Origin of the sequence: Pseudomonas sp. CAM1A, assembly GCF_047501685.1 — a bacterium.
Classification (GTDB): domain Bacteria; phylum Pseudomonadota; class Gammaproteobacteria; order Pseudomonadales; family Pseudomonadaceae; genus Aquipseudomonas.
Map to the genome: position 1 here is coordinate 168,722 of NZ_JBFNXP010000005.1, position 14,252 is coordinate 182,973.

At 64.8% G+C, this 14,252-nt stretch carries 11 protein-coding genes; 7 read left to right on the forward strand and 4 right to left on the reverse strand.

Translation table 11 applies throughout. From position 1 onward, the window contains the following. Positions 1-9: 9 nt before the first annotated feature. The 3 genes from ABZO33_RS15055 to sugE all read left to right on the forward strand — a co-directional run bounded on the left by ABZO33_RS15055 (position 10) and on the right by sugE (position 2,226). Complete coding sequence (locus tag ABZO33_RS15055) at positions 10-663, forward strand: HAD family hydrolase (RefSeq protein WP_414536677.1); 654 nt, start codon at positions 10-12, stop codon at positions 661-663. A 42-nt stretch (positions 664-705) separates the two neighbouring features. After that, a complete protein-coding gene (locus ABZO33_RS15060; RefSeq protein WP_414536678.1) occupies positions 706-1,671 on the forward strand; it encodes a bile acid:sodium symporter family protein in 966 nt (321 codons plus the stop codon). 237 nt (positions 1,672-1,908) lie between these two features. Next, the gene (gene sugE, locus ABZO33_RS15065; protein WP_023631604.1) at positions 1,909-2,226 is read left to right on the forward strand and encodes a quaternary ammonium compound efflux SMR transporter SugE; all 318 of its coding nucleotides are present in this window, start codon (positions 1,909-1,911) and stop codon (positions 2,224-2,226) included. A gap of 16 nt (positions 2,227-2,242) precedes the next feature. On the opposite strand, the gene ABZO33_RS15070 is transcribed toward sugE, so the two are convergent. Beyond that, complete coding sequence (locus tag ABZO33_RS15070; protein WP_414536679.1) at positions 2,243-4,117, reverse strand: MFS transporter; 1,875 nt, start codon at positions 4,115-4,117, stop codon at positions 2,243-2,245. Positions 4,118-4,244: 127 nt separating this feature from the next. Further along, the gene (locus ABZO33_RS15075) at positions 4,245-5,384 is read right to left on the reverse strand and encodes a TDT family transporter (RefSeq protein WP_414536680.1); all 1,140 of its coding nucleotides are present in this window, start codon (positions 5,382-5,384) and stop codon (positions 4,245-4,247) included. 159 nt (positions 5,385-5,543) lie between these two features. Here ABZO33_RS15075 and ABZO33_RS15080 point away from each other — a divergent pair, with 159 nt between their 5' ends. Together ABZO33_RS15080 and ABZO33_RS15085 are read left to right on the forward strand one after the other, a co-directional pair. After that, entirely contained in the window at positions 5,544-6,734 is a 1,191-nt protein-coding gene (locus ABZO33_RS15080; protein WP_414536681.1) for an MFS transporter, read from the forward strand. A gap of 142 nt (positions 6,735-6,876) precedes the next feature. Then, positions 6,877-10,353, forward strand: a complete 3,477-nt coding sequence (locus ABZO33_RS15085) for a NahK/ErcS family hybrid sensor histidine kinase/response regulator (RefSeq protein WP_414536682.1) — start codon at positions 6,877-6,879, stop codon at positions 10,351-10,353. Here the strand turns inward: ABZO33_RS15085 and rmuC are convergent. Both rmuC and ABZO33_RS15095 read right to left on the reverse strand, forming a co-directional pair. Then, complete coding sequence (rmuC, locus tag ABZO33_RS15090; RefSeq protein WP_414536748.1) at positions 10,325-11,683, reverse strand: DNA recombination protein RmuC; 1,359 nt, start codon at positions 11,681-11,683, stop codon at positions 10,325-10,327. The genes ABZO33_RS15085 and rmuC overlap by 29 nt on opposite strands. Before the next feature lie 210 nt (positions 11,684-11,893). After that, on the reverse strand, positions 11,894-12,313 hold the full coding sequence (locus ABZO33_RS15095) for a tetratricopeptide repeat protein (protein ID WP_414536683.1): 420 nt from the start codon (positions 12,311-12,313) through the stop codon (positions 11,894-11,896). A gap of 938 nt (positions 12,314-13,251) precedes the next feature. On the opposite strand from ABZO33_RS15095, the gene ABZO33_RS15100 reads away from it, so the two are divergent. Next, positions 13,252-13,476 carry a hypothetical protein gene (locus tag ABZO33_RS15100; protein WP_023632427.1) on the forward strand — a complete coding sequence of 75 codons (225 nt, stop codon included), beginning with the start codon at positions 13,252-13,254 and terminating at the stop codon, positions 13,474-13,476. 244 nt (positions 13,477-13,720) lie between these two features. Further along, positions 13,721-14,203, forward strand: a complete 483-nt coding sequence (locus ABZO33_RS15105) for a hypothetical protein (protein WP_414536684.1) — start codon at positions 13,721-13,723, stop codon at positions 14,201-14,203. Positions 14,204-14,252 lie beyond the last annotated feature (49 nt).

The window sequence follows — 14,252 nt, forward strand, 5'->3', positions numbered from 1 at the left end:
ATTCAACGCATGGCACTGGCAATTTTCGATCTGGACGAAACCCTCATCCACGGCGACTGCGCGTCGTTGTGGAGCGAGCAGATGGCCCGGCTGGGCTGGGTCGATGGCAAGAGTTTCCTCAAGCGCGACCATGAACTGATGGAAGCCTACGGCAAAGGCCACCTGCAGATGGAGGACTACATGGCCTTCAGCCTGGAGCCGATCGCCGGGCGCACACTGGAAGAGGTGGAGCACCTGGTCGAGCCCTGGGTGGAGGACGTGATCGAGCCGATCATCTACAGTGATGCCTGCCGCTGCATCGCCGAGCACCGCAAGGCCGGTGACCGGATCCTGATCATCTCGGCCAGCGGTGCTCACCTGGTCGGGCCAATCGCGGCGCGCCTGGGCGTGGACGAATACCTCGCCATCGAACTGGAGGCGGTCAACGGCGTGTTCACCGGCAAGACCCACGGCGTGCTTACCTACCGCGAGGGCAAGATCACCCGCCTGCTGGAGTGGCTCGACCAGGAACAGGAAAATCTCGAAGGCGCGAGTTTCTACTCCGACTCGCGCAACGACCTGCCGCTGCTGCTGAAGGTGGATCACCCGCACGTAGTGAACCCGGACCCGGTGCTGCGCGAGCATGCGCAAACCAATGGCTGGCCCATTCTGAGCTGGTCTTGAGTATGATCGGCGGCACCTGAACAGAACAACAAGGATTGCCCCATGCGTGCCCTCGCCGCCCTCAGCCGCTTCGTCGGCAACACCTTCGCCCTGTGGGTGCTGGTGTTCGCCTGCCTGGCCTTCCTTCAGCCGCAGTGGTTCATCGCTCTCAAGGTCGCCATCGTGCCGCTGCTGGGCTTGGTGATGTTCGGCATGGGCCTGACCCTCAAGCTCGACGACTTCACCGCCGTCGCCCGCCAGCCATGGCGGGTGGCGCTTGGGGTCGTGGCGCATTTCGTGATCATGCCCGGGGTGGCCTGGCTGCTGTGCCAGCTGTTCCAGCTGCCGCCGGAAATCGCCGTGGGCGTGATCCTGGTCGGCTGCTGCCCGAGCGGCACGGCGTCGAACGTCATGGTGTGGCTGTCCAGGGGCGATCTGGCACTGGCAGTGGCGATCGCCGCGGTGACCACCCTGCTCGCCCCGCTGCTCACTCCGGCGCTGATCTGGTTCCTCGCCTCGGCGTGGCTGCCGGTCTCGTTCATGGACATGTTCTGGTCGATCCTGCAGTTGGTGATGCTGCCGATCGTGCTCGGCGTGCTCGCGCAGCGCATGCTCGGTGCCCGGGTGCAGCTGGCGGTGCAGGTGCTGCCGCTGGTATCGGTGGTAAGCATCGTGATGATCGTCTGCGCGGTGGTGGCGGTCAGCCAGGCGAAGATCGCCGAATCGGGGCTGCTGATCATGGCGGTAGTGGTGCTGCACAACAGCTTCGGCTTCCTGCTGGGCTACCTGACCGGCAAGCTGTGCAAGCTGCCGCTGGCCCAGCGCAAGGCGCTGGCGCTGGAGGTGGGCATGCAGAATTCCGGGTTGGGCGCGGCTTTGGCGTCTGCGCACTTCTCACCCCTGGCGGCGGTGCCCAGTGCGCTGTTCAGTGTATGGCACAACATCTCCGGGGCTTTGCTGTCGACGTGGTTCAGGCGAATGGAGGAGCCTGAGCCCGAGGTAGAAAACATCGTATCTGCCAGAAATTGATGTTGCCTGCTTCGGCCTCATCGCCGGCAAGCCGGCTCCCACACCGACCGCATCAAGCCAGCCATGGGCTAACCCTGCAGGAGCAGGCTTGCCAGCGATGAGGCAACCACTGATCCTTGAAACTTGCCCCAACCTCGGCAAATGGGCACTATAGTGCGCACTGTGAGGACGGCCTCACGACGCTGTGCGTGAACATACCGGGGACGGCCCCATCTTTGATAACGATGGAGACTCACCATGTCCTGGATCATCCTGTTCTTCGCCGGCCTGTTCGAAGTCGGCTGGGCTGTCGGCCTCAAGTACACCGACGGCTTCACCCGCCCCCTGCCCACCGTCCTGACGGTCGGCGCGATGGTCATCAGCCTCGGCCTGCTGGGCCTGGCCATGAAGGAGCTGCCGCTGGGCACCGCCTATGCCATCTGGACCGGCGTCGGCGCGGTCGGCACGGTCATCGCCGGGATCATCCTGTTCGGCGAATCCATGGCGCTGATCCGCCTGGCCAGTGTCGCCCTGATCATCACCGGCCTGGTCGGCCTGAAGGTCAGCGCTAGCTGACCTTCCTCCGTTACCCCTAGCGAACGTCGCCGCGCAGCAGGCTCACCTGCTCGCGCAGCGCTTCGGGCTGCGCCGCCTCCACCGGGATGGCGGCGCCGGCCACCAGGGTCACCCGCGACCACAGGCGCTTGAAGAAGCCTTTGTTCGGGTCGCGGCTGAAGAAGCTGCCCCACAGCCCCTGCAACGCCAACGGGATCACCGGCACCGGCGTCTCCTGCAGGATGCGGTTGACTCCGCCCTTGAACACATCGATCTCACCATCCGCGCTCAGCTTGCCCTCAGGGAAGATGCACACCAGCTCGCCGTCGGCCAGGTACCGGGCGATGCGGGCGAAGGCGCGCTCGTAGGTGGCCTCGTCCTCGCCGCGCCCGGCGATGGGGATGGCGCCCGCGGTGCGGAACACGAAATTGAGCACCGGCAGGTTGTAGATCTTGTAGTACATGACGAAACGGATCGGCCGGCGGATCGCCCCACCGATCAGTAGCGCATCGACGAACGACACATGGTTGCACACCAGTAGCGCCGCGCCTTCGTCGGGAATGCGCTGCAGCTCGCGATGCTCGACCCGGTACATCGAGTGGCTGAGCAGCCAGATCAGGAAGCGCATGGTGAATTCCGGCACGATGCGGAAGATATAGGCGTTAACCGCGATATTGAGCAGCGACACCACCAGGAACAGCTGCGGGATGCTCAGCTTGGCCAGGCTCAGCAGGACGATGCTGATGATCGCCGACGCCACCATGAACAGCGCGTTGAGGATGTTGTTGGCGGCGATCACCCGGGCCCGCTCGCCTTCCGGGGTGCGCGCCTGGATCAGCGCATACAGCGGCACGATGTAGAAGCCGCCGAAAATGCCCAGGCCGACGATCGACAGCATGATCCACCAGGCCTGGCTCATGCCCAGCAACGCCAGCCAGTCATGGGGCACGGCAGCGGCCGGCACATCGCCCGAATGCCACCACCAGAGCAGGCCGAACAGGGTCAGGCCGAACGAGCCGAACGGCACCAGGCCGATCTCCACCTTGCGCCCGCTCAGGCGCTCGCACAGCAGCGAACCGACCGCGATGCCTACCGAGAACAGGGTCAGCACCAGGGTGACCACGGTTTCGTCGCCGTGCAGCCAGTCCTTGGCGTAGGCCGGGATCTGCGTGAGGTAGATCGCGCCGACGAACCAGAACCACGAGTTGCCGACGATCGAGCGCGACACCGCCGGGGTCTGGCCCAGGCCCAGGCGCAGGGTCAGCCAGGACTGCTTGAAGATGTTCCAGTCCAGCTTCATCTGTGGCGCGGCGGCGGCGGCGCGGGGGATCCAGCGGCTGGCCAGGTAGCCCAGCACCGCGGTGCCCACCACCCCGACGGCAGCCAGTACCGCGTACTGGCTGGAGGACATCAGCATACCGGCGCCGATGGTGCCGGCCAGGATCGCCAGGAAGGTGCCCATCTCCACCAGGCCGTTGCCGCCCACCAGTTCCTCCTCACGCAGGGCCTGGGGCAGGATCGAGTACTTCACCGGGCCGAACAGCGCCGAGTGGGTGCCCATGGCGAACAGCGCCACCAGCATCAATTCCAGGTGATGGGTGACGAAACCGGTAGCGCCGATGGCCATGATGACGATCTCGGCCAGCTTGATCGCGCGGATCAACCGGTCCTTGGCGAACTTCTCGCCGAACTGTCCGGCCAGCGCCGAGAACAGGAAGAACGGCAGGATGAACAGCAGGGCGCAGAGGTTGACCCAGATCGAGCGGTCGCCTTCCAGGCTCAGCTTGTAGAGGATCGCCAGGATCAGCGACTGCTTGAACAGGTTGTCGTTGAAGGCACCCAGTGACTGGGTGATGAAGAACGGCAGGAAGCGCCGCTTGCCGAGCAGGGTGAATTGCGAGGGGTGACTCATCGTCCTTGTACCTGGTTGGGCTTTGTCATTGGAGGCGCGCAGCGCGCGCAAAGCCACAAATCTGCACGGGAATGCCCCAAGGTACAAGGAACTTGTGGGCGCCCGCGCCCACACAAGGACAATAAACTCAGTGCTGGGCGATACACGGCGATACGAACAACTCACCCCGCCAGGCGCCCCGCACCGTGCGGCTGGCCACCACCGCCCAGAGCAGCGCCAGCGCCACCACCAGCACCTGGCCGAACACCGTGAAGAAGCCCAACCCCAACCAGGCCGCCAGTTTCAAAGTGGCCAGGCAGTAGACCCCCAGCGGGAAGGTGAACCCCCACCAGCCCAGGTTGAACGGCATGCCCTGGCGCATGTAGCGCAGAGTGATCAGCACCGCCGTCAGCAGCCACCACAAGCCCGCGCCCCACAGCACGATGCCGGCCACCAGACCCAGGCCACGGGCCACTTCGCCGAGGCCGCCCAGGCCATTGGCGGCGAACACTGCGGGGGCATCGCCACCGAGCACCAGCATGCCCAGCGCGCCGGTACCAATCGGGCCCAGCGCCAGCCAGCTGGAGGCGGCCATGTTCGCCGGCGGCAGCTTGTGCAGGGCCATGCGCAACATGAGGATGGTGAGGATGCTGAAGGCCACCGGCAGCGACACCGCCCACATCACATAGCTGGTGATGACCACCAGGAACTGCTGGTGGGCGTCGGCCAGGTGCGGGGCCAGCAGGCCACCACTGGCCGCGGCGACCTCCGCAGCCACCACCGGCAGCAGCCACACCGCGGTCATCTGGTCGATGCTGTGCTCCTGGCGGGTGAACATCAGGTAGGGAATGGCCACGCCGCACAACAACGCCAGGCCCACATCCAGCCACCACAAAGTCTCGACCCAAGGCACCACCGCCTCGCCCCAGCGCGCCATGCCGAACACTAGGGCGCCGTTGAGGATGGTGGCCAGCCCCATGGGGATGGTGCCGAAGAACATCGACACGGTGGAGTGCGCGAAAATCCGCCGCGCCTCATCGAAGAACATTACCCAGCGGGCGCCGTACAGGACGCAGAACAGGGTAAACAGGCCGATGGTCAGCCACCACAGGCCCTCGGCCACGCTGTTCAATCCCGGCACCTGAACCTGATGGAAGGCCAGGGCCAGCACGCCGGTACCCATGGTCGCGGCGAACCAGTTGGGGGTGAACTGGCGAATCACTTCGCGGGGGTGGGCCAACTGGCTGAACGGGCGCCAGGAAGGCGCGCGGGTCTGGGTGCATGGCATAAGGTGTCTCCTGCCCTTGTGTAAGGTAGAGATATCTTATGCCTGCAAAGAATATCTATATAACGGGTAATTTCTCTATCTGTTATCGATTTTAAAGATATAGCAGCCAGGCCGGCACCTGGCATATGCTTGAGCGCTGACAATGACAAGGATCAGTCGATGCTCCGCGCCCTGAAAGGCTACCCCGCTGCGGTTCGCCTGCTGTTGTTCACCACCTTCACCTTGACCATGGCCCGGGCGATCACCCTGCCCTATCTGGTGGTGTACCTGTCAACGCACCTGGGCCTGTCGGTCGGCCAGACCGGCCTGTTGGTCGGCGGTGCGATGCTCCTGGCATCCATGCTCAGCCTCTATGGCGGACACCTGGTCGACACCCTGCGCAGTCATACGCTGATCGTCACCTGCACCCTGGTGTTCGCCCTGGCCTTCCTCGGCATCGTGGCCAGCACTTCGGCTGCGCTGTTCTTCTGCTTCCTGGTGATGGCCTACCTGGCCCAGACCGTGGTCGACATTGCCGCCAAGGCCGGGTTCTGCGCCTTGCTGGCAGAGAACCGACGCGGCGAAGTGTTCGCCATCAAGTACACCTTCAACAACATCGGCTGGGCCGCGGGGCCGATGCTTGGGGTACTGCTGATCGAGGCGGACGACCACCTGCCGTTCGTGGTTTCGGCCCTGATCGGCCTCGGCCTGAGCCTGGTCTATTACCGCCTTGGCGAACGCAGCTTGCTGAGCCTGCGCGAGGACAGGCCGGCAGCGGGCTTCGCCCAGGTTGCCCTGGGCATGCTGCGCGACCGGCGTTTGGTGTGCTTCACCCTGGGCGGCGTGCTCAGTGCCGTGGTGTTCGGCCAGTTCACCGCCTACCTGTCGCAGTACCTGGTGGTGACCCTGAACGATCCCGCCGAGGTGGCGCGTCTGGCCGGCTACCTGGTAACCACCAATGCCCTGGCCGTGATCGGCCTGCAATACCTGATCGGCCGACGCATCACCCGTCAGCATCTGATGCCCTGGCTGATGGCTGGCATGGCCATGTTCGCTGCCGGGTTGCTGGGGTTCTCCGTGGCGGCTTCGGCGCCGGCGTGGTGCCTGGCCATGCTGGTGTTCACCCTGGGCGAGATCATCGTGATTCCGGCCGAGTTCATGTTCATCGACCTGATCGCGCCGGAGCATCTGCGTGGGGTTTATTATGGCGCGCAGAACCTCTCCAACCTGGGCGCTGGGCTCGGGCCGATCCTGGTAGGCCTGGCGCTGGGGCATGTGGTGCCAGTGACGGTGTTCTATCTGTTGATCGGGTCGGTGCTACTGGCGGCGGTGTTCTACTGGTTGGGCACACGCAGGGCCCGGCAGGCTTAGTTGGCAATAGCGCTCGGTCGGGTCGCCGCAGTGGGCCCTGCGACGTCCTGCCACTGCGACCATGGTCGGCGCTGACGAACCGCGCCCTGCGTGCCAGACTGATTGATCGGGACCGCGTTTTCTTTTTTGCTCCGGAGTTTGCATGTCGTTGTCCAGCGGGCTGATCGCCGTGGTCGCCCTGGCCTATATGGCCATCATGTTCGCCATCGCCTTCTACGGCGACCGCCGCAGCACGCCGTTGCCGCCGCGCCTGCGTGCCTGGGTGTACAGCCTGTCGCTGGCGGTGTACTGCACCAGCTGGACCTTCTTCGGCGCGGTCGGCCAGGCCGCCGAGCAGCTCTGGGCGTTCCTGCCCATCTACCTGGGCCCGGTGCTGCTGCTCATCTTCGCGCCCTGGGTGCTGCAGAAGATGGTGCTGATCAGCAAGCAGCAGAACATCACCTCGATCGCCGACTTCATCGCCGCCCGCTACGGCAAGTCGCAGAGCCTCGCGGTGGTGGTGGCGCTGATCTGCCTGGTTGGTGTGCTGCCGTACATCGCCCTGCAGCTCAAGGGCATCGTGCTGGGGGTGAACCTGCTGATCGGCGCCAACGCCGACGCCACCGGCAGCCGGGTGCAGGACACCGCGCTGGTGGTGTCGCTGGTGCTGGCGCTGTTCGCCATCGTCTTCGGTACGCGCAGCCTGGACGTCACCGAGCACCACCGCGGCATGGTCCTGGCGATTGCCTTCGAGTCGCTGGTCAAGCTGCTGGCCTTCCTCGCCGTGGGCGCCTTCGTGGTGTTCAACCTGTACGACGGCTTCGACGACCTGTTTACCCAGGCCCGGCAATCGGTGCACCTGAACGACTATTGGGAAGAGACCATCAACTGGCCGTCGATGGTGGTGCAAACCGCCGTGGCGATGATGGCGATCATCTGCCTGCCGCGGCAGTTCCACGTCACCGTGGTGGAGAACATCGAGCCCCAGGACATGCGCCTGGCGCGCTGGGTGTTCCCGCTGTACCTGGCCCTGGCCGCACTGTTCGTGGTGCCCATCGCCCTGGCCGGGCAGATGCTGCTGCCAGGCACGGTGATCTCCGACTCGTTCGTGATCAGCCTGCCGCTGGCCGAGGCGCACCCGAGCCTGGCCCTGCTGGCGTTCATCGGCGGCGCCTCGGCGGCCACCGGCATGGTCATCGTCGAGGCCGTGGCGCTGTCGACCATGGTTTCCAACGACATGCTGCTGCCCTGGCTGCTGCGGCGCAACAACGCCGAACGGCCGTTCGAGGTGTTCCGCCACTGGATGCTCTCGGTACGCCGGGTGACCATCGTCGTCATCCTGCTGCTGGCCTACGTCAGCTACCGCCTGCTTGGCTCGACCGCGAGCCTGGCGACCATCGGCCAGATCGCCTTCGCCGCGGTCACCCAGCTGACCCCGGCCATGCTCGGCGCGCTGTACTGGAAACAGGCCAACCGCCGCGGCGTATTCGCCGGGCTGGCCGCCGGCATCTTCCTGTGGTTCTACACCCTGGTCCTGCCGATCGCCGCCCACAGCCTGGGCTGGTCGCTGCAACTGTTCCCGGGCCTGGCCTGGCTGCACGGCAACCCGCTCAATCTGCCGATCACCCCGCTCACCCAAGGCGTGGTGCTATCACTGGCGGGCAACTTCACCCTGTTCGCCTGGGTCTCGATCCTGTCGCGCACGCGGGTTTCCGAACACTGGCAGGCCGGACGCTTCATCGGCCAGCAGACCAGCGCCCGTCCCTCCAGCAAGCCATTGCTGGCGGTGCAGATCGACGACCTGCTCAAGCTCGCCGCGCGTTTCGTCGGCGAAGAGCGCGCCCGGCAAAGCTTCATCCGCTTCGCCTACCGCCAGGGCAAGGGCTTCAACCCCAACCAGAACGCCGACGGCGACTGGATCGAACACACCGAAAGGCTGCTGGCCGGCGTGCTCGGCACCTCCTCGACCCGCGCCGTGGTCAAGGCCGCCATCGAAGGCCGCGACATGCAGCTCGAGGACGTGGTGCGCATCGCCGACGAAGCCAGCGAAGTGCTGCAGTTCAACCGTGCGCTGCTGCAGGGAGCCATCGAGAACATCAACCAGGGCATCAGCGTGGTCGACCAGAACCTGCACCTGGTGGCCTGGAACCGCCGCTACCTGGAGCTGTTCAACTACCCCGACGGGCTGATCAGCGTCGGCCGGCCGATCGCCGACATCATCCGCTACAACGCCGAACGCGGCCTGTGCGGCCCGGGCGAAGCCCAGGTACATGTGGCACGGCGCCTGCACTGGATGCGCCAGGGCCGCGCCCACTCCTCAGAACGGCTGTTCCCCAATGGCCGGGTAATCGAACTGATCGGCAACCCGATGCCCGGCGGCGGCTTCGTCATGAGTTTCACCGACATCACCCCGTTCCGCGAAGCCGAGCAGGCTCTGCGCGACTCCAACGAGGGGCTGGAGCAGCGCGTCGCCGAGCGTACCCACGAGTTGTCGCAGCTGAACCAGGCGCTGACCGAGGCCAAGAGCCGCGCCGAGGCGGTCAGCCAGTCCAAGACCCGCTTCCTTGCCGCCGTCAGCCACGACCTGATGCAACCGCTCAACGCCGCCCGGCTGTTCTCCGCCGCCCTGTCGCAGCAGGCCGAGGGCATGAACGACGAAGCCCGGCAACTGGTGCGGCACATGGACAGTTCGCTGCGCTCGGCCGAAGAGCTGATCAGCGACCTGCTCGACATCTCGCGCCTGGAGAACGGCAAGGTCACCCCCGACATCAAGCCCTTCGCCCTCAACGAGCTGTTCGATACCCTCGGCACCGAGTTCAAGGTACTGGCCGCCGAAAAAGGCCTGGCGTTCCGCCTGCGCGGCAGCCGTCTGCGGGTCGACAGCGACATCAAGCTGCTGCGCCGGGTGCTGCAGAACTTCCTCACCAACGCCCTGCGCTACGGCAAAGGCCCGATCCTGCTCGGCGCCCGACGCAAAGGTGAACACCTGTGGCTGGAAGTTTGGGACCGCGGCCCCGGCATCGCCGACGACAAGCTGGCGGTGATCTTCCAGGAGTTCAAGCGCCTGGACAGCCACCAGACCCGCGCCGAGAAGGGCCTGGGGCTGGGCCTGGCGATCGCCGATGGTTTGTGCCGGGTGCTCGGGCACGCGCTGGAGGTACGCTCCTGGCCGGGCAAGGGCAGCGTGTTCCGCGTCAGCGTGCCCATCGCCCGCAGCCCCGCGCCCGCAGCGCCCGCACCCGTGGAACAGGCCGGCCAGCCACTGGCCGGGCTGCAGGTGCTGTGCGTGGACAACGAAGACAGCATCCTCATCGGCATGAACAGCCTGCTCAGCCGCTGGGGCTGCCAGGTGTGGACCGCGCGTAATCAGGCCGAATGCGAGGCCTTGCTCGGCAAGGGCCTGCGCCCGCACCTGGCGTTGGTGGACTACCACCTGGATGACGGCGAGACCGGCACCGGGCTGATGGGTTGGCTACGGGCGCGCCTGGGCGAGCCGGTGCCCGGCGTGGTGATCAGCGCCGACGGGCGCAACGAAACCATCGCCCTGGTCCATGCGGCGGGCCTGGACTACCTGGCCAAGCCGGTCAAGCCGGCAGCCCTGCGCGCCCTGCTCAATCGGCATCTGAGCCTGGTTCAGTAAGGACCTCATCGCTCAGGGCGCGCTCGACCAGCTCGGCCGGCAGGCTCTTGCTGGCGCGGGCGCCGAGCAGCTTGAGCTGCTCGCTGCGGCTGACCAGGTTGCCACGCCCCTCGCACAGCTTGTTGCGTGCTGCGGCGTAGGCCTTGTCGACCTGGGCCAGGCGGGCGCCGAGCTCGTCCAGGTCCTGGATGAACAGCACGAACTTGTCGTACAGCCAGCCGGCGCGCTCGGCGATCTCGCGGGCGTTCTGCCCCTGGCGTTCCTGTTTCCACAGGCTGTCGATCACCCGCAGGGTGGCGAGCAAGGTGGTCGGGCTGACGATCACGATCTGCCGGTCGAAAGCCTCCTGGAACAGGTTGGGCTCGGCCTGCAGCGCCGCCGAGAAGGCCGCCTCGATGGGCACGAACAACAGCACGAAATCGAGGCTGTGCAGGCCCTCCAGGCGGTTGTAGTCCTTGCTCGACAAACCCTTGACGTGATTGCGCAGCGACTGCACGTGCTGCTTGAGCGCAGCCTCGTCGTTGTTGCCGACGAACTGCTGGTAGGCGGTTAGGCTGACCTTGGCATCGACCACCACCTGCTTGTCGCCCGGCAACATGATCAGCACGTCGGGCTGGAATCGCTCGCCGTCGGCGCTCTTGAGGCTGACCTGGGTCTGGTACTCGCGACCCTTTTCCAGGCCCGCGTGCTCCAGCACCCGCTCCAGGATCAGTTCGCCCCAGTTGCCCTGGGTCTTCTGGCCCTTGAGTGCCTGGGTAAGGTTGGTGGCTTCGTCGGACAGGCGCAGGTTGAGCTGTTGCAGGCGCTCGAGCTCCTTGCCCAGGGAGAACCGCTCACGGGCCTCCTGCTGGTAGCTTTCCTCGACGCGCTTCTCGAAGGCCTGGATGCGCTCCTTCAGCGGGTCGAGCAATTGGCCCAGGTGTTGCTGGCTGGTCTGGGCGAAGCGTTGTTCGCGCTCGTCGAAGATCTTGGTGGCCAGGTCGGCAAACTGGGCGCGCAGGGTATCGCGGGCTTCCTGCAAGTCTTCCAGGCGTTGCTGGTGGCTTTCCTGTTGCTCGCGCAACTCGGCCTCCAGGCGCGCCGTCTGCGCCTCCAGGCGGCGCAGCTCGGCCTCACGGTTGGCGCGTTCGAGGTGCCAGGCGTGGGCGGCATCGCGGCCGTTGTCGCGGTCGATCTGCAGCAACTCCAGCTCACGGCCCTGGGCAGCCAGCTGGGCCTGCTTGACGGTGTTGGCCTCGCTGAGATCGCTGATCTCGTCACGGCTGGCCTCCAGCTGCGCCTGCAGGCCGGCCTGGGCCAGTTGCGCGGCGGTAAGGCGCTCTGCCAGCAGCGCTTGCTCGGCCTTGCGCGCACCCTGGCCGCGCTGTACCTGCATGACCCAGCCCAGGCAAGGCACGGCACCTGCCACCAAGCCCAGCAGAATGCTGGTCAGATCCACTGTCATGCCAACCCCGATCGAACACTGATTGATGCTGCGCAGCTTATCAGGCTGCTGGCGCGGTTGCCTGTGCGGCCCTGTCACGGGCAAGCCCGCGCCTGTTCAGGCGGGGAACCACTGACGCAACAACCGCCGCGCCTCCTGCGAACCCTGCCCCGCCGCCAGCTCCAACCAGTAACGGGCCTGTTCAGGTTCCTGGGCCTGGCACAACCGGGCAAACTCCAGCTGTGCCCCGCGGTCGCCGGCACGCGCCGCCTGACGCAACAGCTCATGACCGATACGCCGGTCGCGGGCATTGCCGCAGTCGCGGCAGAGCATCTGCCCCAGGCGGCTTTGCGCCACCACCACGCCCTGGCGCGCCGGTTGCTTGAGCATGCGCCCGGCCAGGTGCTTGACGCTGGGCTTGTCGCCCAGGCGCGGGCTGTCGAGCAGCCACAGGGCCACTTTCAGGGAAAAGCGCTTGGGGGACGGCAGCGATGGAGAGGCATCAGAACTGGCGAAGTGTTTACCGCGAAGCTTCATGACCAACAGCAAGGGTGACTCGAGAGGCGCGCCACTCTACTCGATTTTTTGCAAGCTGGCCCGGGCGACTTTCGGCTTATCGACATTTTTTTCGATGATTTTTTCTTGACGTTTTCGCGTTGAAAATGCCCATGCCAGACCGCGCCACCCATTGTCGGACAATCGATGAAACAGCTGGCACGCCCGTCCTAGAGCAAGCGCCCGGGACAATCCACAGAACCTGTGGATAAGTCGGTGGACAACCCCTCAAGGCAGCCCGCAAACCCCTGTGAAATGGGGCTTTCAGTCAAACTGTCGATTTTTTCACCAGCAAAAATTAGTGTTTTTTTTCATTGACTTAAGCCCCCAGTCAAGTCATTGGCGAGCCTTCCACAGGATGTTGCAAGTGCGTTACAAGTCTCCGGGCGAGTGTGTACAAGTGCACCATCAAACGGCACGACTACGCCCGAAAACGGCACATCCAGGCGATTGCCGGGGCATTTGCCCCTCTTCACAGCAGCTGCAATAGGCGACATAATGGCCGGCTCCCCGCAAGAAAATAAAAGCTTGCCAACCCTAGTATGTTCGCGTAGGGTTGCGCCCTGTTAGTACCCAGCTGAAGTCATTCTGGCCACTTAGTCCCTACAGCCCGGCGCTCAAGACGAGCAGGCGCTGCCCCATCGGGACCGGCCCATTCGATGATTCACTCGGCAAACCCTGCCCAGCACGAATCACGTTTTCAGATTGATCAGGATCTTCCCCGACGCCCAGAACCCTGGTTTCGGTGTGCTGCCTGCCTTCTGTCGTACCTACCAGTCAGCCCAGCGCCACTTATTGCATGCGCCCCTCTGGCTGCCCTGTTCCAGTCAGGTTCTGCGTCTCCTTAATAAAGACGTCACTGGAACGTTTCTATTGTGCACGGATCAAACACCGTGTCTTACGCAGGAACATCCAACAATATGAGTAACCATCAACAAATCCAGGCTGCCTTTGGCACCCTTTCCCAGGCCTTCGCTCCACTCAAGTGCCTTATCGTTGCCCCACGCAAGGGCAGCTTCAGCTTCACCCTGGTCGACGAATACGGTGTGGCTTGCCACAGCGAGCGCCTCTACCCGGACCAATACAACCGGGCCGAGCCGCTGCAGGCCGTGATCGAGCGTGCGCGCCAGTCGTTGACCGCATGAATGAATGGCAGGTGATTCACGCCATGAATACACCCTGCACGCGCCAGCCTGAAGGTAATTGGCTTAATCGCCAGCGGGCATATGCTCCGCGCCTTCTGGCTGCAATCGATTTAAAAACAGCCCTTTACACCACAGTTATCACACTACACTTCAACTCGAGCGGCACCTGCCGCTTCCGGCGGGCCTGACCACTCACCAGCTGCCAAGCTCCAGCGCCCGTCGGCCCTTTTCGTAAGAGGCCATCATGGGCATCGCTGCGAACGAGTTGAGTCGATACGTGATCCGACCGACCCTGATCTACCTGGGCCGCCACTGCGACAGCGCAGAAGCTTTGTTACTGGGCGTTGCCGCAAGCCAGTCGGGGCTGGGGGCTGCCCTGCATGACCGACGCGGCCATGGGCTTTACCGGATCGGTGAGAACCGTCACCGTTGTTTGTGGGACGAATACCTCGCACGCGACCCCGAACTGGCCAGCCTGGTCCGTGGCCTGGCCAGCCAGCACGCCTTTCTCGGTGGCCCCCACCTCGAACTCACCGTCAACCTGCGCTACGCCACCGCCATCGCCTGGATGCTCATAGAAGAGCAGGCCACGCCGCTACCGGCCGCCGACGATCTACTGGGCCTGGCGCGGATCTGGCGGCAGACCTTCCACCCCCAGGGGCGCCTGCGGGATTTCACCCACGCCTGGCACCAGTGCATCGAGCCGCTGCTGACCCAAGCCTCCTGAACAGCCTCGTCCTACAACCGGAATAAACGGAATTTTGGTCGGATTGTCC